Source organism: Brasilonema octagenarum UFV-OR1 (assembly GCF_963888615.1).
In the GTDB taxonomy this organism is placed as follows: Bacteria; Cyanobacteriota; Cyanobacteriia; order Cyanobacteriales; family Nostocaceae; genus Brasilonema; species Brasilonema sennae.
Genome location: NZ_CAWPKW010000093.1, coordinates 64,509 through 85,922, shown reverse-complemented (window position 1 = coordinate 85,922; position 21,414 = coordinate 64,509). Strand labels below are relative to the sequence as shown.

13 protein-coding genes and 1 pseudogene are annotated in these 21,414 nt (G+C 43.5%); 12 read left to right on the top strand and 2 right to left on the bottom strand.

All coding sequences use genetic code 11. The features are described 5' to 3' along the window. Nucleotides 1–23: 23 nt before the first annotated feature. The 3 genes and pseudogenes from AC5590_RS07325 to AC5590_RS07315 all read left to right on the top strand — a co-directional run. Nucleotides 24–834: pseudogene (locus AC5590_RS07325) on the top strand (hypothetical protein); the annotation flags it as partial. A 15-nt stretch (nt 835–849) separates the two neighbouring features. Beyond that, nucleotides 850–2,265: a DUF2079 domain-containing protein gene (locus AC5590_RS07320; RefSeq protein ID WP_169263509.1), complete on the top strand. Its 1,416-nt coding sequence runs from the start codon at nt 850–852 to the stop codon at nt 2,263–2,265. A gap of 865 nt (nt 2,266–3,130) precedes the next feature. After that, nucleotides 3,131–4,051: a polysaccharide deacetylase family protein gene (locus AC5590_RS07315; protein ID WP_169263508.1), complete on the top strand. Its 921-nt coding sequence runs from the start codon at nt 3,131–3,133 to the stop codon at nt 4,049–4,051. Nucleotides 4,052–4,664: 613 nt separating this feature from the next. Here the strand turns inward: AC5590_RS07315 and gltB are convergent. After that, nucleotides 4,665–9,377: a glutamate synthase large subunit gene (gene gltB / locus AC5590_RS07310; protein WP_211178289.1), complete on the bottom strand. Its 4,713-nt coding sequence runs from the start codon at nt 9,375–9,377 to the stop codon at nt 4,665–4,667. A gap of 907 nt (nt 9,378–10,284) precedes the next feature. Between gltB and AC5590_RS07305 the strand changes: the two genes are divergently transcribed. From AC5590_RS07305 to AC5590_RS07265, 9 genes are all read left to right on the top strand, one after another. Further along, entirely contained in the window at nt 10,285–12,417 is a 2,133-nt protein-coding gene (locus AC5590_RS07305) for a phosphodiester glycosidase family protein (RefSeq protein ID WP_169263507.1), read from the top strand. A gap of 263 nt (nt 12,418–12,680) precedes the next feature. After that, complete coding sequence (locus tag AC5590_RS07300; protein ID WP_169263506.1) at nt 12,681–13,112, top strand: phosphomannose isomerase type II C-terminal cupin domain; 432 nt, start codon at nt 12,681–12,683, stop codon at nt 13,110–13,112. Nucleotides 13,113–13,271: 159 nt separating this feature from the next. Next, on the top strand, nt 13,272–13,658 hold the full coding sequence (locus tag AC5590_RS07295; protein WP_169263505.1) for a HesB/IscA family protein: 387 nt from the start codon (nt 13,272–13,274) through the stop codon (nt 13,656–13,658). A 96-nt stretch (nt 13,659–13,754) separates the two neighbouring features. Beyond that, nucleotides 13,755–14,135 (top strand): 30S ribosomal protein S12, encoded by a 381-nt coding sequence (rpsL, locus tag AC5590_RS07290; RefSeq protein ID WP_169263504.1) that lies wholly within the window; start codon nt 13,755–13,757, stop codon nt 14,133–14,135. Between the two features lie 902 nt (nt 14,136–15,037). Next, complete coding sequence (gene rpsG / locus AC5590_RS07285) at nt 15,038–15,508, top strand: 30S ribosomal protein S7 (protein WP_169263503.1); 471 nt, start codon at nt 15,038–15,040, stop codon at nt 15,506–15,508. A gap of 165 nt (nt 15,509–15,673) precedes the next feature. Next, on the top strand, nt 15,674–17,752 hold the full coding sequence (gene fusA, locus AC5590_RS07280) for an elongation factor G (protein ID WP_169263502.1): 2,079 nt from the start codon (nt 15,674–15,676) through the stop codon (nt 17,750–17,752). A 22-nt stretch (nt 17,753–17,774) separates the two neighbouring features. Continuing rightward, nucleotides 17,775–19,004 carry an elongation factor Tu gene (gene tuf / locus AC5590_RS07275; protein WP_169263501.1) on the top strand — a complete coding sequence of 410 codons (1,230 nt, stop codon included), beginning with the start codon at nt 17,775–17,777 and terminating at the stop codon, nt 19,002–19,004. A 197-nt stretch (nt 19,005–19,201) separates the two neighbouring features. Beyond that, the gene (gene rpsJ / locus AC5590_RS07270; protein ID WP_008232935.1) at nt 19,202–19,519 is read left to right on the top strand and encodes a 30S ribosomal protein S10; all 318 of its coding nucleotides are present in this window, start codon (nt 19,202–19,204) and stop codon (nt 19,517–19,519) included. A gap of 252 nt (nt 19,520–19,771) precedes the next feature. Further along, nucleotides 19,772–20,422, top strand: coding sequence for an LON peptidase substrate-binding domain-containing protein (locus AC5590_RS07265; protein WP_169263500.1), 651 nt, complete (start codon nt 19,772–19,774; stop codon nt 20,420–20,422). 56 nt (nt 20,423–20,478) lie between these two features. Here AC5590_RS07265 and pheA read toward each other — a convergent pair whose 3' ends face one another. Then, the gene (pheA, locus tag AC5590_RS07260) at nt 20,479–21,369 is read right to left on the bottom strand and encodes a prephenate dehydratase (protein WP_169263499.1); all 891 of its coding nucleotides are present in this window, start codon (nt 21,367–21,369) and stop codon (nt 20,479–20,481) included. Between the last annotated feature and the right edge of the window lie 45 nt (nt 21,370–21,414).

Sequence of the window (21,414 nt, the reverse complement as noted above, 5' to 3'; positions counted from 1 at the left end):
TACGATGAAGTAGGTTGAAAGCCCCTACTTTTGGTTGGGAGGTGTTTGATGCATGGGATAATAGAAATTACCACGCCATTGTTACCACCGGATATGAATTTGTTAATGATGGCAAGTCACACATCCTTGCCTTCTTTCCCCTGTTTGCCTTAATCATTCGAGTTTTGATGAACTTGGGCTTGCCGTTTGAAGTGCCAGGAACATGACTCAACAATCTGGCTTTTTTGGCGGCGCTTTACTTTTTATACTTTTGGGTTAAGAAACAAGCCGGTGAAAGTGCAGCGCGGTGGCCAACAGCTGTCATTGCTTGGTGTCCATTATCGCTATTTGCAGGAGTCATTTACACTGAAGGGCTATACTTACTGTTAAGTACAGCAGCTTTGGCAGCTTTTGATAAACAACAGTATGGCTGGACTGCCTTTTGGGGTGCGATCGCAACAGCAACGCGTCCGACGGGATGGCATTGATCCCGGCGTTTGCCTTGGCAGCTTGGAAACAACACAAACCTTTTAAGTCTTTCTTTTGTGGATACTAGCAGGCGATCCATTGATTAACATAGTTGCTGTTTTCGGTAGTGCCTACTTATTATGGCAATTACGCGCTCAATTGACTCCAGTCACTGTTATCTATGGCTTCTGCGGTATAGGTTTGTTACTAGCATCTGGTGGTACCATCTCTTTAAGTCGTCTGGTCTACGGTATTGTGTCTCCAAGTGTCGCTCTCGGTGTATTATTATCTCGCTACCCTCGCTGGGGTTACCTAACGCTGTTGTTTTTTACTATCCTACTTGCAAGCTTTGCTGTTCGATTTGCCCAAAAACTTTGGGTAGGGTAAATGGAAAGTAGAGTCATGAAGAAAAAACTGATTTCGCCTAGTCTTATAAATTGGATGATTGGCGTGAGTGCCTTGATTTTATTTGGGTGTAGCACCTTAAGACATGAGCTTTTTCAATCAAATGCTTATGACTTAGGAATTTTTGACCAGGCAGTTTACTTAATTAGCCAAGGCCAATCACCTATTTCTTCTTTCCTTGGTTTCCACATTCTTGGTGATCATGCCGCTTTAATTTTTTATGTTTTAGCGTTATTTTACAAAATATACCCTAGTGTTTACTGGTTATTTGCAGTTCAAGCAGTAGCCTTGGCTAATGGTGCTTTGCCTACATGGCATTTAGCGCGTCATGCTGGTCTTAGCTTAGGGCAAGCCATAGCAGTTGCTACAGTGTATTTACTGTATCCATTAGTGTTCAATATTAATCTGTTTGATTTTCACCCAGAAGTGATAGCTGTGCCAGCATTGTTATGGGCGGTTTTAGCGGCTAGACTGGAACGCACTGCCTGGTTTTGTTTATGTATCTTCCTGACGCTGGCATGTAAAGCTGTATTATCTATAACAGTCGCAGCAATGGGAGTCTGGCTATTGGTGTTTGAAAAGAAGCGACGATGCGGTGCGATCGCTCTTGTAAGCGGTATATGCTGGTTTGTAATCGCAACCAAAGTTGTCATCCCCTTTTTTGGTACCGAAGCGGCGTCAGTCGAACGTCACATTTCTCGGTATGCCTATTTGGGAAACTCTTTTCCAGATATTGCTAAAAATTTACTACTCAATCCAGGACTTGTGTTGGGACAGATTTTTTCATTAGATAACCTAGAATATCTGCTGTTTTTAGTAGCACCTGTGATTTGGGGACTTTCTGTGCAAGGAATGCAGCCTTTGATTGCTGCGGTTCCGACTTTGGGGATCAATCTTCTGAGTCAGTTCTCAACGCAAAAAAACTTGATCAACCAGTATTCTCTTCCAGCAGTTCCATTTCTTGTGTTAGCTGTTATTTCTAGCCTTGCGATAGGTCAGGGATGGTTACGCAACAAACGAAAAATTGTAATGTGGTCAATAGTTGCATTTTTAGCTTTAGCCAAATACGGCTACTTTTGGTCTATTTACTTAAATTCACTGGACACTTGGCAAGCCACACGACAAGCAGTTACTTTAGTTCAAACAAAAGGATCTGTTTTGACAACTGCTCAAATTGCCCCGCACTTAACACATAGACCAGTAGTCAAGTTAACAAGCGCCAAGTCACCACCTGCTAATTTGGCAGAGTTTGACTATATACTATTGAATCTAAGTCATCCTGGCTGGCTAAGTGATCGAGAGTTTGCGACTAACTTGGTAGAGTCTCTCAAAAAAACTCAGTTATTTGAGCTGCGCTACCACCAGGACGGCGTGCATTTGTTTGTAAAAGAAGTTTTCCGCAATGGCGTTTAACTAAGGTAAGTACAGGTGATTTCACCCTTACTGACATTATCTTTGAGTTAACTGCGGTATTTGTGGTAACCTTAGCTCTATCTAAACTTAGCTTCATAGAATTTTCTCAAAGATTTTTTCAGACAACTCAGGTTAGTTAAGTATATCTGATAACATCGTATTAACATAATAATATGCTTTAATAAGTACACATTTTTGATTGTTAAACATAATTGAGTTGTATCGGTTTTGATATTTTCCGTACTTTTACTGAAAACATAAATTTGAAAGTCGAATAACAATGAAGTAACAATCCAAACGATTTCGTGACTGTAGATTCACTACTAAAATGACTGAACTATTAGGAAGAACTGATAAATTATCTAGCCCAAACATCAGTATTTCCATAGCTGTACTGAGATAAATTATGATTCTCAGCAAACTCTGCGTTAAGAGAAAATATATATTTGACAATAAGAAACTTTATTTTGTTTCGGGCGTCTAGTATTTTTCATCGGGCTAATGATTGATAACAGAGAATATACTAAAAAAATTAACATTTTTTTCTGTCTTCAATAAGCTTTAGCAGTAGAATATACAGTATTCTCTATGTAACTGATACTTCAAAATAGACAACGCAAAACATTATTTATGCCAAAGAATCATCATACTTATAATTATTACTAGATATGTTAGTTTAAAGCGAGATCATCCTGGTTTCCTCTAAACCTGTATCATTTATCAGCATAATCTTTATATTTCTGTTAATCTATATTTAAAAATTTTGGATTATCAGAAAACACCTACGTATCTCTGATTGAGATAAAATGTGCTGTCGCACACTCTTAAACACATAACTCATGATTCCACCCCAAGGAGCTTTGACGTGGAAACTAACAAATCGTATGTTTGGTCACATGGAGTACTAATTGCCGTAGTTTGTTTTTGCGCCAGTTTAAGTGTTGGGTTGGTAATGCCTGTCAATTCTAACACTTCCAATGCTCAGAAAAAACAAGCCACGAACGTGAAAGATACAGGAGCAAAACTAGAAACTCAACAGCGCATGGAAACATTCAAGGCGGGAATGCTAACAAGTTGGCAGGAAGAGGCAAAAACAAAGGGATTTTCCTATGATGTACCATCGCGCTTTAAAGGTGCAGTTGTTGAGAATGCAAAACTGAAGAAAGGGGAAAAAGTTATTGCACTTACCTTCGATGATGGTCCTTGGGCTGGCTCTACTCCAGAGGTACTGGATATTCTGAAAAAAAACAATATAAAGGCTACATTTTTCGTTGTTGGACAGATGCTGAAGACTTATCCAGAGCTAGGGAAACGGATTGTAGCAGAAGGTCACGTTATTGGCAATCATACTTGGCATCATTGGTATCACTATTTTAACCCACAAGCAGCTGCCTATGAAATTGAAAGCACAACAGACTTAATCTATCAAGTCACAGGTGCGAGAACCACTTTGTTTAGACCACCTGGCGGAATTATGCATAATGGGGTGGCTGCGTATGCTAAAAACAAAAATTACACTCTGGTTATGTGGTCTGCTGACTCCGTAGACTACAGTCGTCCTGCTGTACCAAAATTAATTAGGAATGTTATGAAAGAATCTAAACCAGGTGGAATTGTATTGATGCATGATGGTGGTGGGAATCGCTCCAGAACTCTAGAAGCATTACCAGAAATTATTAACAACTTTAGAAAGCAGGGCTATCGCTTTGTCACTATACCAGAACTGTTAGAAATGGAAGACCAAGAACTTCACTTGGCAGCAGCACAAAAGAATAATACTAAATAATTATTAGTCACTACTAACCACTAATAATAAGAAAGTTACTAGAAAGATAAAACTCGTTAGAAAACAACGTGTTCTTTGAATTTGGGTTCGGGTGAAAGTCCGTCCGCAAAAGCGCATTAGATACTCAAGGACAATTAAACTCGCCAGTGGTGAGTTGTATTGCTAGTTGATTGCAACTAACTTATCGGGTTATCTGATCGAGTTTGAACTGTTCAAGCGAGAACCAGATTTTGGCGTAGACGCCTGCGGCTTCAGGGATCGCGCCTGCGCGTCTTACTACGTAAAGTCGCTCACCACCACCCCAAATCGGAGATTCGGGGTATCTTGTTTTTAAATCATAGGCTTAGCAGTATGGCGATGGCTAGCCCCTAAGGGGGCGCTGCGCAAACGCTGCTGCGCGGAGCGCAGATCGCCCACACTCCGGGGCACAAGCGCATGAATTCAAACTGCTAACTCGATTTTAAATTCATTATCCTTTGGCTGACATTACAAAAATGTAATCCAGAAAACAGGCGGGCTGTTATTTTGAGGGGGTGTTGCACACACAAACCCAAAAAAGTTTCTGTGTGCAAGTGGTGGAGTTAGACCTTCAATCACTGTGAAGGCGGGTTAACTAAACTGAACTAAGCTGTTTTTCCTCCACAGCTTGAGGATTAGCCTGTGGACTATCCGCTTCAGAAGGCGGAACTAATTGCCAGAACTTAGGCAAGAACTCCTGCCAATTTTCTATAATCATCCTCGCTTTTTGTGAATCAGTACGTTCAGCATGAGCTTTGATTAACTCTTTGAGTTGCTTTTCACCAACAGAGGTAATCACTCGTTGAAGTTTAACTATGTCTCGGTTGACTAACTCAGCAAACAAACCATCTTCATCCAAGAAGTACGCTAATCCCCCAGTCATCCCGGCTGCGACATTACGTCCCACCTTCCCGAGAACGACAACCACACCACCAGTCATGTACTCACAGCAGTGATCCCCAGCCCCCTCAATCACAGCTGTTCCATTGGAGTTACGGACAGCAAAACGTTCTCCAGCTAAACCTCTGGCAAATAAGACACCACCCGTTGCCCCATAGAGGCAAGTATTGCCAATAATCACATTTTGTGCTGGGTTATAAGTAGCATTTGCTGGGGGTTTGATGATGATCTCACCACCGTTCATTCCCTTACCAACGTAGTCGTTTGCCTCTCCTTCAAGAGTGAGAGTCATACCAGGAAGATTGAAAGCAGCAAAACTTTGCCCAACACTACCTTTAAAATTCAGGTGAATTTGTCCTTCAAAACCATTATCACCATACTTAGAAGCAATGAACCCTGCTAAGCGTGTACCAACAGTTCTGTCGGTATTAACCACCGTCAGTGTTTTGCTGACACAAGAGTGGTTAGAGATCGCAGCTTGAATGTCTGGATCAGCAAGCAATTGGTCATCCAAAACCACGCCGTTGCTGTGGACTTGCTCATGTACTAGCCAAGTGCGATTTTCTCTGGCGTTTGGTAATTGAAGTAAGCAGTCTAAATTCAGCGCAGTTGTCTTATTTATATGTACGTCTTCTCGAGCCTTCAACAAGTCAGCACGTCCAGTCAGTTCTGACAACGAACGGTAGCCAAGTTTTGCTAGGAGGCTACGGACTTCTTCAGCAATAAAGTAGAAGAAGTTGACAACGTGTTCTGGCATTCCGGTAAACCGCTTGCGCAGTTCTTCTTTTTGGGTGGCAACGCCCACAGGGCAAGTGTTCAAGTGACAAATCCGTGCCATAACGCAGCCTTCAGCAATCATGGCGATCGAACCAAAGCCAAATTCTTCTGCGCCCATCAATGCGCCCATAAGTACGTCCCAGCCACTCTTCAAGCCACCATCGACGCGCAAAATCACTCTGTCACGCAAGCTATTTTCCATCAGCACACGATGGACTTCAGTCAAGCCGAGTTCCCACGGGGAACCAGCGTGTTTAATTGAACTTAGTGGCGATGCTCCTGTACCGCCGTCGTGACCAGAGATTTGAATGATATCAGCGTTTGCCTTCGCCACACCAGCAGCGATGGTACCAATACCAATTTCTGCAACTAACTTCACTGATACTTGAGCTTTCGGGTTAATTTGGTGCAAGTCAAAAATCAGCTGCGCTAAGTCTTCGATGGAATAGATGTCGTGGTGCGGTGGTGGTGAAATCAGCGTCACTCCAGGCTTAGAACGCCGTAACATCGCAATGTAGGGGCTGACTTTTGGTCCTGGGAGCTGTCCACCTTCTCCTGGTTTTGCACCTTGGGCGATTTTGATTTCAATTTGTTTGGCGCTCATCAGGTACTCTGGCGTCACACCAAAGCGTCCTGACGCGACTTGCTTAATCGCACTTGTTGCCGTGTCACCGTTGTGCAATCCTTTTAAGTGCGGTAAGGTTGGCGAGTGACCTGTTTGGTCTACGTCATCCAGAACTTTGTAACGCACTGGATCTTCCCCACCTTCCCCAGAGTTAGATTTACCACCAAGGCGATTCATGGCGATCGCCAAAGTTTCATGGGCTTCCCGTGACAATGCTCCCAACGACATCCCACCAGTACAGAAGCGCTTGACAATATCACTGAGCGACTCGACTTCTTCAATGGAAATGGGTGAGCGATCGCTTTGGAAATCCAGCAAGTCACGCAACGCCGTTAGTGGTCTGTTTTGCAGGTACTTCTTATAAACTTCGTAATGGTCGTATTTCTTGCCATCAACAGCTTTGTGCAGTGCTTTTGCCAATTCTGGGCTGTTCATATGGTACTCACCGTTAGGACGGTATTTGACAAACCCCAGATTCTCTAGCTTTTTAGTTGTCAGTTCAGGGAAAGCTTTGCTGTGGAACGCCAGCACTTCTTGAGCGAGTTCACCAACGCTAATTCCACCGATGCGGGAAGTTGTCCCATTGAATCCCAACTCTAATAAATCCTGCCCAATGCCGATTGCTTCAAAAATTTGCGCTGCTTGATAGCTAGAGAGCAAGGAAATCCCCATTTTGGAGAGAATCTTGAGCAAACCAGCTTCTACTGCTTTGCGATAGTTGGCGATCGCCTGCTCTAAACTAATGTCAGTGATTTTACCCCCTTTCATAAACTGTTGGGTTTTCGGGTCAAACCACCAATCACGCACAGTCTCCAAAGCCATATACGGACAAACAGCACCTGCGCCGTAGCCAATCAGACATCCAAAGTGATGTGTACTCCAGCACTGTGCTGTCTCGATGACCAGGGATGTTTTCATCCGCAGTCCTTCACGGATCAGGTGATGGTGTACTGCACCCACCGCAAGTAGAGGGGGAATATAGGTGTATTCAGTATCAATGCCATTACTTATCCTGTCGCTGAGGATGACTATTTTAGCTCCTGCCCGCACCGATTCTGCGGCTTGTGCTTGCAAAGATTGCACTGCTGCTTTTAGTCCTTCTGGACCTGCAGCTATTTCAAAAATGGTAGATAATTCTGCTGTCGCAAATCCCGAAAGCTTAATAGCCTCCAATTCTGGCTCAAGCAGCACTGGTGAATCCAGCTTGATTCTGCGCGCATATTCTGGTTTTGGCTGTAGTATGTTACCTCGCTCACCCAGTTCTACTTTCAACGACATAACCAAGCTTTCTCTGAGGGGATCAATCGCAGGGTTTGTCACCTGAGCAAAGCGCTGTTTGAAATAGTCATAAAGCAAGTGGGGTTTTTCAGACAGTACTGCTAAGGGAATATCGTCCCCCATGCAGAAAGTTGGCTCTTTACCTTCAATCGCCATTGGCTGAATCACCAATTCCACATCTTCTGTGGTGTAACCAAAGGCTACTTGGTGTCGTAGCAAGCCTTGTCTATCGATTTTGTTTGTGGAATGTCCATTACCATTGACGCCATTACCATTAACTGCTGACGACTTACCATTAACTAAAGATTTGAGTTCTTGGCGGTACTGGCGTATCCATTCGCCGTATGGTTTGCTTTTGGCAATGCGCGCCTTTATCTCCCAATTCTTCAGCACCTCTTGAGTTTCTAAATCCACAGCAATCATTTGCCCAGGACCAAGTCTACCTTTTTCCAGGATGTTGGCTTCATCTATATTCACGACTCCTGCTTCAGAAGCCACGACTATGTAGTCATCCTTGGTAATGCAGTAACGAGCTGGTCTTAAGCCATTACGATCCAGTGTTGCGCCAACTTTGCGCCCATCGCTAAACACCAACAATGCTGGTCCATCCCATGCTTCTTGGAGACCACTGTAGTATTCGTAGAAATCAATAATCTCTGGGTAATCACGCAACTGTGGCTGATTCTGATAAGCCTCTGGAACCATAATCATCAAGGCTTCCAATGGGCTACGTTCAGAACGTACCAGCAACTCGAACACGTTGTCTAAAGTAGCTGAGTCGCTATTGTCTATGTAGACAAATGGCTTGAGTTGGTTGATGCGCTCGCTCCACACTGGATGATCCAAACTCGCTTCTCGTGCCATCATCCAGTTGATGTTACCTAAGAGAGTATTAATTTCGCCGTTATGTCCCAAAAGCCGCATCGGTTGAGCTAATGGCCATTTGGGCATGGTATTGGTACTAAAGCGGCGGTGATAGACAGCAAAAGCGCTTGTGTATGACGGATTTTTTAAATCGTGATAAAAGTCTCCCAATACTGCTGAACGCACCATGCCTTTGTAAACAATTGTGCGGCTAGACAAGGAACAGATATAAAAGTCTTCTGACCAGTTGCTGTTGATAGTATTGCGAATAACTTGACCAATTCGCCGACGGGTGATGTAGAGTTGACGTTCCAGTTCATCACCGCTTTTGTCTTGGGAGGCGAAGAAAATCTGTTCAATTTGAGGTTGATTTTCTCTTGCTTGTACCCCTAGTAATTTTGGTTGCACTGGGACTACTCGCCAGCCCAGTACAGTTAATTTTTCCGACTCTGCGATTTCCTCAACAACTGCACGCGCTGTTTGCGCTGCTTGTGGATCTTGCGGTAAAAATATCATCCCCACAGCAGTATTTTCAGTAGAGGGAAGTTGTATCCCGTGTACTGCCAAATCTTGCTGGAACAACGTCCAAGGAATCGCGGTCAATATTCCCGCGCCATCACCAGAGTCTTGATCTGCACTACAACCGCCTCGGTGTTCCAAGCAAGTCAAAGCAGCCAACGCTTTTTCTAGTATTTCGTGATTGGCATAGTTTTGGCGATGGGCAATAAAACCCACACCACAAGCATCTCGCTCTTCTACGAGCCATCTTTGTCCTTGATAGTTACACCCTTCGCCTCCGCTCAGGGTAAACCCTGAGGAAGTATTTAACGATGTCATTTCTTGATTCATCCGTTTTTTATTCATAGACTGTCCCTGAGGCATTGGTTACGAGTTTTACAACTTCATTTGTGGGAAAATTTTTGCTAAATCAGAATGAAGAGATATGGAGAAAAACAAAATGACTGAAAATTAGGGAAAAAAAATTTTAACTTCGGGTTGAAATTTGCTGAACCCGTGTTAAAATTATATCGTTATTTTTTTGTAGATACTGAGTGTAAGAGACGACTTTTGCCCCTGCAGTTTTTTGTTCTATAGTTCTATTCCTCAAATTTTTCAGATTTAAGGGCGAAGGCTAGTTTCCAGGTCTAGCCTTGTGTCGCTTGCCTGAAACACATATCAACATATGTCTTCACGACTTTTAAATCTACAATTATAGTTTCTTCGGTAACAAAATCAGCGTATTACACTATAGACTCATTTGACAATTCTATCGTTGCTAATTTTCGGTCTCCTTTTGTTTTTTAAAATTTTGAGGTTTTTATTGTCAATTGTGTTGCTAGCAGCATGACAACAGAGGCATTGCGACTTTAAGCGCTCCCTTTGAAAATGCCATCACTTTAGTTTTGCCAACCAAAGCAGCTGTCATATATCACGAGCACTCATGTCACTTAGCGCTTGTCCTAATTAATAGCTGTACTAAAACAAAATTTTTGATTGTTTTCAAGAGATAAAAAGCCCATATATACAATATCACATCCCGTTCGAGAGCAAAACTCATGTCATTCTTTTTTTTATTTTGACAACTGAAGTATTTAGCTTCTTTGTTAAAAGTGGGTGACGAGTACGAGGTAGTGGGTATATTAAGTTCTACAAAACTTTCCCGATACTCAAAAGCAACACCGTTACAAGGCACATGATTGTAACGAGAGCGAAAGCTATACCCTGAATTTAATACTTTAAGGAATTGTTTTCACCAAGTAAATTCCGAATTATGGGAGAAAGACCAACTTTAAAATGCCAACAACATTGCAGTGCTATTGTCAATAACAGCAATGGCAGGTATGTCATGGTTTTCGTGTCACCAATACTTGTGACACTACTGTGCTTCATAGCTACAGGTATGAATGCAAAAGCGCAGTTCTTGTTAAAAACTGACAAGGGGACAGACAAACACAGGGACATAGAGACTTCTCCTCGTTTCCTCGTCTCTCAACAGCAGTATGCTCAAAAAAAGCAACTTCAACAGGGGGGTACTTCCTCTGTGAGTTCTTTTGAGCAACCATTACCTCCACCTCCTGCTTTAAGCGGGGTAATTTCCTATGGTAACGAAATTTCTCTGAATGGTCGCATTTTTTCTGGAGCCTGGTTGCAGCAGCGCGAAAAAACAGGCTCGTTGAGTATTCGTCTGAGTGACGCAGCAGTTCGGCAATTATTCGGGGTAGATTTCTTAGATAGCAGCAATCCAAACAAGCAACCAATACAGTGGTTTTCATCTGATACGAAACCACTAGTGTTAAGTAGTGTATTAACCAGTGGATATCGATATTTAGACGTTACGAATTTCGCAAAAACTGCCCAATGGCAGATGCAAGTCGTCAATAACACGTTAGTAGTTACAACACCAAGCGCGAAAGTCACAAATATTTCTCAGGATAAGCAACAGTGGCGGGATCGCATTATCGTAGCTTTAGATCGCCCAACTATTTGGCAAATCACACAAGGGCTACTAATCAAAAAACCTCAACCTCAAATAGAGGAAGAAGGAAACTCTTCTACACAACTTTCTTCATCACCTCCACGTTCTACCTCGCCACCAAATAGAGAGTGGATCATTACCCTTGATGGAGTAGCCAATCCAATGTTGGCACAACGTTACACTCCTTCAAATACAGTAGGGCAAGTAGGACAAGACAAATTAGTAACTCCCTCATCTCCAGCATTAATACAACAGGTAGAGGTAGTCAACAATCAAACGATAATCCATCTGGGGGTTCCCTTAGGTTTAACTCCTCGGATCCGCACTGTAGCTAACCCCAATCGTCTGATTATTGAAATTCGACCTGATGCGATGGTGGAAAAAAATATTACATGGGCACCAGGGTTGAATTGGCGACAGCGGTTTGTCAACTTAGGTAAAGAACGCTTTCCTGTTGTGTGGTTAGAAATTAATCCCCGTACCTCCGGAATAAAATTGAAACCTATCTCGACAACTCCTAACAGCTTGATAGGCACAGCTCCTTTGATTCAAACTGCACAACAATACTCAGCAGTCGCAGCAATTAACGGCGGTTATTTTAACCGTAATAATCAATTACCTCTGGGTGCAATTCGTCGGGATGGTGTGTGGTTATCAAGTCCAATTCTTAACCGAGGAGCGATCGCCTGGAATGATTCTGGACAATTTTACATTGGTCGTCTCAACTTAGTAGAAATTTTAGTCAGTAACAACAATGTCCAGTTGCCGATTTTGACTCTCAATAGTGGCTATGTTCAAAGCGGTATTGCCCGTTATACCAGTGCATGGGGAGCAACCTACACTTCTCTCACTGACAATGAAATCATTATTGTTGTCCAGAAAAACCAGGTTATCAATCAGCTAACAGGAGGTAAAGCTGGTGAAATTGCCGTCCAAATACCACAAGATGGCTATTTATTAACATTACGCGGTAATACTACGAGCAATGCAGCTACTTTACCCGTTGGCTCGTCTATAAGAATAACGAGTTCCACTGGTCCTACAGCTTTTGGCAGTTACTCCCACATTGTAGGAGCAGGACCACTGCTACTGCAAAATCGTCAAATTGTCCTTGATGGCAAGAGCGAAAAATTTAGCAACGCCTTTATTAATCAAAAGGCTATTCGCAGTGGTATATGTACAACAACCACAGGAAATCTGATTATTGCGGCTGTACACAATCGTGTTGATGGTGGGGGACCTACCCTAGCAGAACATGCCCAACTCATGCAGCTTTTAGGCTGTGTTGATGCTCTTAATTTGGATGGTGGAAGTTCTACTAGTCTTTACTTGGGAGGACAATTGCTTGATCGTTCCCCTAATACTGTTGCTCGCGTTCACAACGGTATTGGTATATTCTTATCGCCGCCTGAAGTCCAGAGGAAGTAATGCATTGGGGGATTTCCTTATTCCCTGTTCCCTGTTCCCTCTTCTAACTTTAAAGTTGAGAATAAGTTGCCACGTGACTTGATGAAGACTTGGTGTAGACACACTAGTTTCAGAGGTGATCGATAACACTCCCCCACCTGATGCGTGTTATCTTTGCCAGAGGTGGCGTGGATTGCTCATCTCCACCAAGGCAACGTCACGCCCTGTCTTTTTCAATGATTCAAGAGTACTGAAAGTCTGTTGTGTCATAACATGAGGTAAATATGGCTCAAATTCAAGAAGCAACACAAACTAACACATTGCCCCTTCCGCCATCTGTCACGCCAAGAGGTGTCGCTGCAACTGAGCTTCGTCCTTGGGGTTCATTTACCGTCTTAGAAGAAGGCCGTGGATACAAAATAAAGCGTATTGAAGTTAAGCCTGGACACCGCCTCAGCTTGCAAATGCACCACCACCGTAGCGAACATAGGATTGTCGTTTGTGGTACAGCCAAGGTTGTCTGTGGTGATAATGAAGTTTTCCTCAGCAATAATCAGTCAACCTATGTACCCCAGTGTACAGCCCATCGATTAGAGAATCCTGGTGTGATTCCTTTGGTGTTAATTGAAGTTCAAAATGGGGAATATTTAGGAGAAGATGACATTGTCCGTTACCAGGATGACTATGCTCGGGCTGAACAAAAAAATCAACAATAGCCCTATCAAAGCACGAATTTAAACTCTGCTTGTTAGTCAGTTTCGGCTGAAATAAGCAGCAGGCGAAAGTTAGACAAAATATGCTATTTTGAAAAAACTCGGTTTCTTTAAGAAACCGAGTTTCTCATTAATAGGTTTTTAAATTGCTTTGCCGCTTATATGATCCAATTGAGTCCATCTGCCGCCAATGAAATCAGGCGATTAAAATCAAAACAACAGCCAAATGTCTTGTTTCGTTTGGCTGTTAAACCTGGAGGTTGCTCTGGATGGTACTATGATATGTCCTTTGATGAAGCGCTCAAAGCAGGCGATAAGCCAGAATCCAGCGCTTCTTCGGGTGATGCTGCTTTGGTGTTTCCCCAAAAGGACGAAAGCATTTTTGAGTGTTATGATATTGCGATTGTCATAGATGCCAAAAGCTTAAAACACGTCAACCAGTTGACTATAGACTATTCAGAGGATTTGATGGGTGGTGGCTTTCGCTTCTACAACTCCAGATCTCATGCAACTTGTGAATGTGGTAACTCTTTTTCTACAACTCAATAACTAATTGCCAAACAAGTTTGACACAAAAGCACAAAAAAAGATATAATTAGGATTTGTAAAAACTTAGACTATAGGCAGCTTCTCGCGCTGTAACTCATGCCAACCATACAGCAGCTCATACGTAACGAACGCGAACAAGCGCGTCAGAAAACCAAGTCCCCAGCTCTAAAACAGTGCCCTCAACGTCGGGGCGTTTGTACTAGAGTATATACGACCACACCGAAAAAGCCAAACTCAGCTCTACGTAAAGTCGCAAGGGTAAGGTTAACCTCTGGATTTGAAGTCACAGCTTACATTCCAGGCATTGGTCATAACTTACAAGAACACTCTGTTGTGATGATTCGCGGCGGTCGCGTTAAGGACTTACCAGGCGTGAGATACCACATTGTCCGTGGAACTTTAGATACAGCCGGAGTCAAAGACCGCAAGCAAGGTCGTTCCAAGTATGGAACTAAGCGCGCTAAAGCTACTAAATAGAATAGCTATGAGTCATCAATAGATCAGACACCAAAAGCCACTTTGTCCAACTTGGATAATTTCCTGAATGTGCAAGTGCTTTGGAGCGTAGTTTTCCCTACGTCCTGATAAGTCTAGAAATTGCCCGTAGCATGCCGTAAGCCTACGCTCAGGGCATAGCAATTGGCTTTGCTTAGTAAAACCAAGTACTATGTTCTGCTCAGTGATTCCGGACTCACGATACAGAGCTTTTTGACACAAATTTGAGTGAAATTTCGTTCTGCAAGAACAAGTCTTGCTCTTAAAAAGGAGTTTGTGTTTGCGCCAAACTTGGCCCAGAGTCGGGATAAAAGCGCGATAAAATTTTCTGGTAACACCCATCGGTCGGTCAGGCAGACAAGGCGTGAAACTGGTACACAAAGTCTAGCAGGACTGTAAACGGTATCTGCCGATGTAAAGCTCAAAGTACGCGCTACTCCATACTCTCTGTCTTAAGGCCGTTGGTGGACGTTAAATCAAAAGACCTGCTAAATCGATCTGGGGGTGACGGGTAAAAATGCTAGTTTTGCTCGTCGAGTTTTCAGAGGATAAAGCAGGAAACTCCAGGAGATAACTCTTGGAATGGTTAACTAAACCTTCGGCACGTCTTTGACGAACAGCCTTCAAGCTCTTGAAAAAAGATGTAAAAAAGAACACTCAGAAAAATCGTGTATTGCTTGTGGGAGTTGAATAAGTAGCGTCAGTCACAGTATATAATTTTGTCGCTTCCTGTTGTTAAGGACAGCATTTTTTGTCAGTCAGTGTAACTGGAATTGCAGTTACACATCACAAGAAAATTGAACGACGGGATTTAGCGTTGAAAAATGCCGGTGTTCGATAACATATAGCATGTAGTTTCCCGATTCAGAACTAAAGGTTTAAGTATGTCTCGTCGTGGTGTTATTAAAAAGCGTCCGGTTCCACCGGACTCTGTATACAACAGTCGCCTCATCAGCATGATAACAAGGCGAATAATGCGTCATGGCAAAAAATCTCTAGCCTCACGCATTGTTTATGCTGCTATGAAAACAATACAGGAACGGACTGGTGGCGATCCGTTGGAAACCTTTGAAAAAGCTGTGCGTAATGCGACGCCTTTAGTAGAAGTCAAAGCTCGTCGCGTTGGTGGAGCAACCTACCAAGTCCCAATGGAAGTGCGTGCGGAACGGGGTACAAGCTTAGCACTACGTTGGTTAGTACAGTTTTCAAGGGCAAGACCAGGTCGCACAATGGCAAGCAAACTGGCAAATGAATTAATGGATGCTGCAAACGAAAGCGGGAATGCGATTCGCAAACGTGAAGAAACGCACCGGATGGCAGAAGCAAACAAAGCCTTTGCTCATTATCGCTACTAATGCAAAGACGCGCTTTGGCGCGTCTCACATCGGGTGATATATCGTGACTGTAGCGTAATAAGAATGTATATTTACTTAGGAAAAGACGGTTTTCCGTAAGAGTATAATATCTTAACAAAGTGTAATATACAAGATATCATGAGGCGAAAACTATAGGAGGCAGCTGTGGCACGTACGAACCCGCTAGAGAAAGTACGCAATATAGGTATTGCGGCGCATATAGATGCGGGCAAAACAACGACAACAGAGAGAATATTATTTTACTCTGGGATAATTCATAAAATAGGTGAGGTTCATGAAGGAACCGCAGTAACCGACTGGATGGAACAAGAGCGAGAGCGGGGAATTACCATCACTGCTGCTGCTATTAGTACCACTTGGAAAAATCATCAAATAAACATTATTGATACTCCAGGACACGTAGACTTCACGATTGAAGTGGAACGTTCCATGCGGGTACTGGATGGTGTGATCACAGTTTTATGTTCTGTTGGTGGTGTGCAGCCTCAAACAGAAACCGTGTGGCGTCAGGCAGATCGCTATAAAGTGCCTCGCATTGTTTTTATCAACAAGATGGATCGCACCGGCGCAAACTTTTACAGGGTTTACGAGCAAGTGCGCGATCGCCTGCGGGCAAATGCGATTCCTATTCAGTTGCCTATTGGCAGTGAAATCGACTTCAAGGGTATTGTTGACCTGGTGCGGATGCGTGCATATATTTACAACAACGACCAGGGAACCGATATTCAGGAAACAGACATCCCTGAAGATATGGTGGATCTGGTTGAAGAGTACCGCGCCAAACTGATTGAAGCGGCAGCGGAAACTAGTGATGACTTGATGACCAAGTACTTCGAAGGTGAGGAACTGACCGAAGACGAAATCCATACTGCTCTGCGTGAAGGCACGGTGAAAGGTAAGATTGTGCCACTGCTTTGCGGCTCGGCATTCAAAAACAAAGGCGTACAGCTGCTGTTGGATGCAGTAGTAGATTACCTACCAGCACCAATCGATGTACCACCAATTCAAGGTACACTGCCAAATGGTGAAGCCGTCGAGCGCCATGCCGACGACAGTGAACCACTATCAGCTCTTGCCTTCAAGATTATGGCTGACCCCTACGGTCGCCTAACCTTCGTTCGCGTCTATTCTGGTGTTCTCAAGAAAGGCAGCTATGTCCTCAATGCTACTAAGAACAAGAAAGAACGGATTTCTCGCTTAGTAGTTTTGAGAGCAGATGACAGAATGGATGTAGATGAACTGCGCTCAGGCGATTTAGGAGCCGCGTTGGGATTGAAAGACACCTTGACAGGTGACACACTTTCTGATGATGGATCACCAGTGATTCTGGAATCCCTGTTCATTCCTGAGCCTGTGATCTCGGTGGCGGTTGAACCCAAAACCAAAAACGACATGGACAAACTGTCCAAGGCTCTACAATCTCTCTCAGAAGAAGACCCCACTTTCCGCGTCAACGTCGATCCGGAAACCAACCAAACCGTGATTGCAGGGATGGGAGAGCTACACCTGGAAATTCTGGTAGACCGGATGTTACGTGAATTCAAAGTGGAAGCAAACGTTGGTGCGCCACAAGTTGCTTACCGCGAAACAATTCGCAAGCATGTTAACAGAATTGAAGGTAAGTTCATCCGCCAAAGCGGTGGTAAAGGTCAGTACGGTCACGTTGTGATTGACTTGGAGCCAGGACAACCAGGAACCGGCTTTGAATTCGTCTCCAAAATTGTTGGTGGTACTGTACCTAAAGAGTACATTGGACCAGCAGAACAGGGAATGAAAGAAAGCTGCGAATCGGGTGTTCTTGCTGGATATCCACTGATTGATGTCAAAGCAACGCTGGTTGATGGATCGTACCACGATGTAGACTCTTCAGAAATGGCTTTCAAAATCGCTGGCTCAATGGCGATGAAAGAAGCTGTGATGAAAGCAGCACCCGTCCTGTTAGAGCCTATGATGAAAGTTGAGGTAGAAGTTCCCGAAAACTTCCTTGGGGATGTGATGGGCGACCTCAATTCGCGTCGTGGGCAAATTGAGGGGATGGGATCTGAGCAGGGTCTTGCCAAAGTAACTGCTAAAGTTCCATTGGCAGAAATGTTTGGCTACGCCACTGATATCAGATCAAAGACCCAAGGTCGGGGCATCTTTTCAATGGAGTTTAGCAACTATGAAGAAGTGCCTCGCAACGTGGCTGAGGCAATCATAGCTAAAAGCAAAGGGAACGGTTAGTTAGTAAAGGAAATTACCATTAATGGCACGCGCAAAGTTTGAAAGGAATAAACCCCACGTTAACATCGGTACGATTGGACACGTTGACCACGGTAAAACTACGTTAACGGCAGCCATCACCATGACCTTGGCAGCTATGGGTCAAGCTGTGGCTAAAGGCTACGACCAAATCGATAATGCACCAGAAGAAAAAGCACGGGGTATTACCATCAATACCGCTCACGTGGAGTATGAAACCGAGAAGCGGCACTATGCTCACGTGGACTGCCCCGGACATGCTGACTATGTGAAAAACATGATCACAGGTGCGGCTCAGATGGATGGAGCGATCCTCGTAGTAGCTGCTACCGATGGCCCTATGCCCCAAACCCGCGAACACATCCTGCTGGCAAAACAGGTTGGCGTTCCTAGTCTGGTCGTCTTCTTGAATAAAGAAGACTTGATGGATGACGAAGAACTCCTGGAACTAGTAGAACTAGAACTTCGAGAATTGCTATCTGACTACGATTTCCCTGGTGACGACATTCCTATTATCAAAGGCTCTGGTCTACAGGCGTTGGAAGCAATGACTGCTAACGCCAAGACACAGAAAGGTACCAATGATTGGGTAGATAAAATCTACGAACTGATGGATGCTGTAGATGCTTATATCCCCACTCCTGAGCGCGATGTAGATAAGCCCTTCTTGATGGCAGTAGAAGACGTGTTCTCGATCACAGGTCGTGGTACTGTAGCTACCGGACGTATTGAGCGGGGTAAAGTCAAAATCGGCGACAACGTAGAGTTAGTGGGTATTAGAAATACTCGCAGCACCACCGTAACCGGTATCGAGATGTTCAAGAAGAGTCTTGAAGAAGGTATGGCTGGTGATAATGCCGGAATACTGTTGCGCGGTATACAAAAAGCTGATATAGAACGGGGCATGGTTATTGCTAAGCCTGGTTCAATCACCCCTCACACACAATTTGAAGGTGAAGTGTACGTCTTAACAGAAAAAGAAGGCGGTCGCAAGACTCCATTTTTCCCAGGCTACCGTCCTCAGTTTTATGTGCGGACAACCGATGTGACTGGCACAATCAAACAGTTCACTGCTGACGATGGCAGTGCTGCCGAAATGGTGATGCCCGGAGACCGTATTAAGGTGAGTGTAGAACTTATCAACGCGATCGCTATTGAGCAAGGAATGCGCTTTGCAATTCGTGAAGGTGGTCGTACCATCGGTGCTGGTGTTGTTTCCAAAATCGTCAAGTAAGACCTTTGCACCTTAACTAAAAAAGGAGCAGAGATGGTATAATAGCCACTCTGCTCTTTTCGTGTCCATGAACGCGTTACAACAATCGCATACTCCAGACGCACTCCTTCAAGGGGTATTGGAAAGCTTGTTTACTAATCGTTCGTCTCTAGTCCTAATACCAAAATCACAACTCATCAGAACCTGGAAAATTTAAGATGGCAACTCTACAGCAGCAAAAGATTAGAATTCGTTTACAGGCTTTTGACCGCCGCTTGCTGGACACATCTTGCGAGAAGATTGTAGACACAGCAAACCGGACCAATGCGACAGCTATAGGACCAATTCCTTTACCTACAAAACGCCGAATCTACTGTGTGTTGCGTTCGCCCCACGTAGATAAAGACTCACGAGAACATTTTGAAACCCGTACTCATCGTCGGATTATCGATATCTACCAACCTTCTTCTAAAACCATTGATGCCTTGATGAAACTAGATTTACCATCGGGTGTAGACATCGAAGTTAAGCTCTAATGTCAATTGATTATTTGCTAGTGCTTAGTTTACTTTGTAAAAACTAACAACCCTTCGGATATGCCCAGTGGGAACGCACTAGCTTACTAACAGCTAACAAAAGTGTTTTTGTATCAATCATAACAAAGCCCTGAACAATTATATTTCAGGGCTTTTTATTTGCATTAAAATCAAAATGATAGAATATAGAAAAAGTGCGGGAAAAAGCAGAGAATAAAAGCTTTTTAAGATTAAATTTATACCAAGGTAACAATGACATCCTCTTCTAAAATTGCAGTTTGCGAACTACCTCTGTTCCCGTTACCAGAGGTAGTTCTATTTCCAACAAGACCCTTACCCCTGCACATTTTTGAATTTCGCTACCGAATTATGATGAATACAATTTTGGAGAGCGATCGCAGGTTCGGGGTTTTGATGGTAGATCCAATGAAAGGCACGATTGCTAACATTGGCTGCTGTGCAGAAATTGTTCATCATGAGAGACTACCAGATGACCGAATAAAGATGTGGACATTGGGTCAACAAAGATTTCGCCTTTTAAAGTATGTCCGTGAAAAGCCGTATCGAGTTGGCTTGGTTGAGTGGATTTCAGACAACTCTCCAACAAAAAATTTGCGACCTTTGGCTACTGATGTTGAACAATTACTCACAGATGTTGTGCGTCTGTCAGCTAAGTTAACTGAGCAAAACATAGAACTGCCAGAAGATTTGCCAAATTTACCAACAGAGTTATCTTACTGGGTAGCAAGTAATCTTTATGGTGTTGCTACAGAGCAACAGACATTGTTAGAAATGCAGGATACTGCTGCTCGTTTAGAACGGGAAGCAGAAATTCTCACTTCTACTCGTAACCACTTGGCAGCTCGTACCGTTCTCAAGGACACCTTCAATCAGAAGTTGTGAGTTGTGCTGGTTAGTCGTTAGTGGTTATTAGTCGTTAAATAAACAACAACTAAGTATTAACCACTAACTGCTTCACCAAGAGCGTTCATTGGTAAAACATTATAACTGCCAAGGATTTTTAATATCTCTGTATAGGAAGATATTTCTGCTAAAGCAGATTGTACGTGTGGTTGAGATGCGTCTGCTTCCAAATCAATAAAAAATAGGTATTCCCCAAGAGAACGCTTTGTTGGGCGAGATTCAATTTTACTGAGATTAATATTTAGACGAGCTAATACCTGTAGAGGTTTAGCCAATGCTCCTGGTATATTAGCAGGAACACTAAAAGCAATTGATGTGTAACGCGTACATTCTGAAACAGTGGGTTGGGAGATTGGTAAATGATTTTGACTGACCAGCCAAAAACGAGTACAATTTCCGGGATAGTCATTAATCTCGCTAGCTATTATTGGCAAGTTGTAGAGTTGCGCTGCCCGTTGGGATGAAATAGCTGCAGCAGTTAAGTCTTGCTTTAGTTGCAGTAGCGCCTCAGTGGTGGAATTCGTTGGAATTCGCTCTACACTGGGGAGAAACTTCTCCAACCACACTTGACATTGTGCTAAGCCTTGTGGGTGAGAATAAACTGTTTTGATATTTTCTAAGCTTTGAGCACAAGAAATTAATTTATGAGAAATGGGCATAACCAAAGCCAACTGAACTTGCAAACTATCTAGTTGCCATAATGTATCCAGTGTCATGGTCACACTGCCTTCAATAGAATTTTCCACAGGTACAACAGCCAATTGTGCCTCTTTTTGGGCAACGGCTCGTAATGTCTGAGCATTGCTGGGATAAGGGCATAACATAGCCTCAACTCCCGTACTTTTCGTCAACCAGTTGAGATAAAAAAGAGCGGCTTGTTCTGTGTAAGTACCTGGAGGTCCTAAGTGTGCAATCGATAGATTCATGAAGTTTAGTTTTGTGTGGATAGTTGACCACTCCCGAACCGCAAC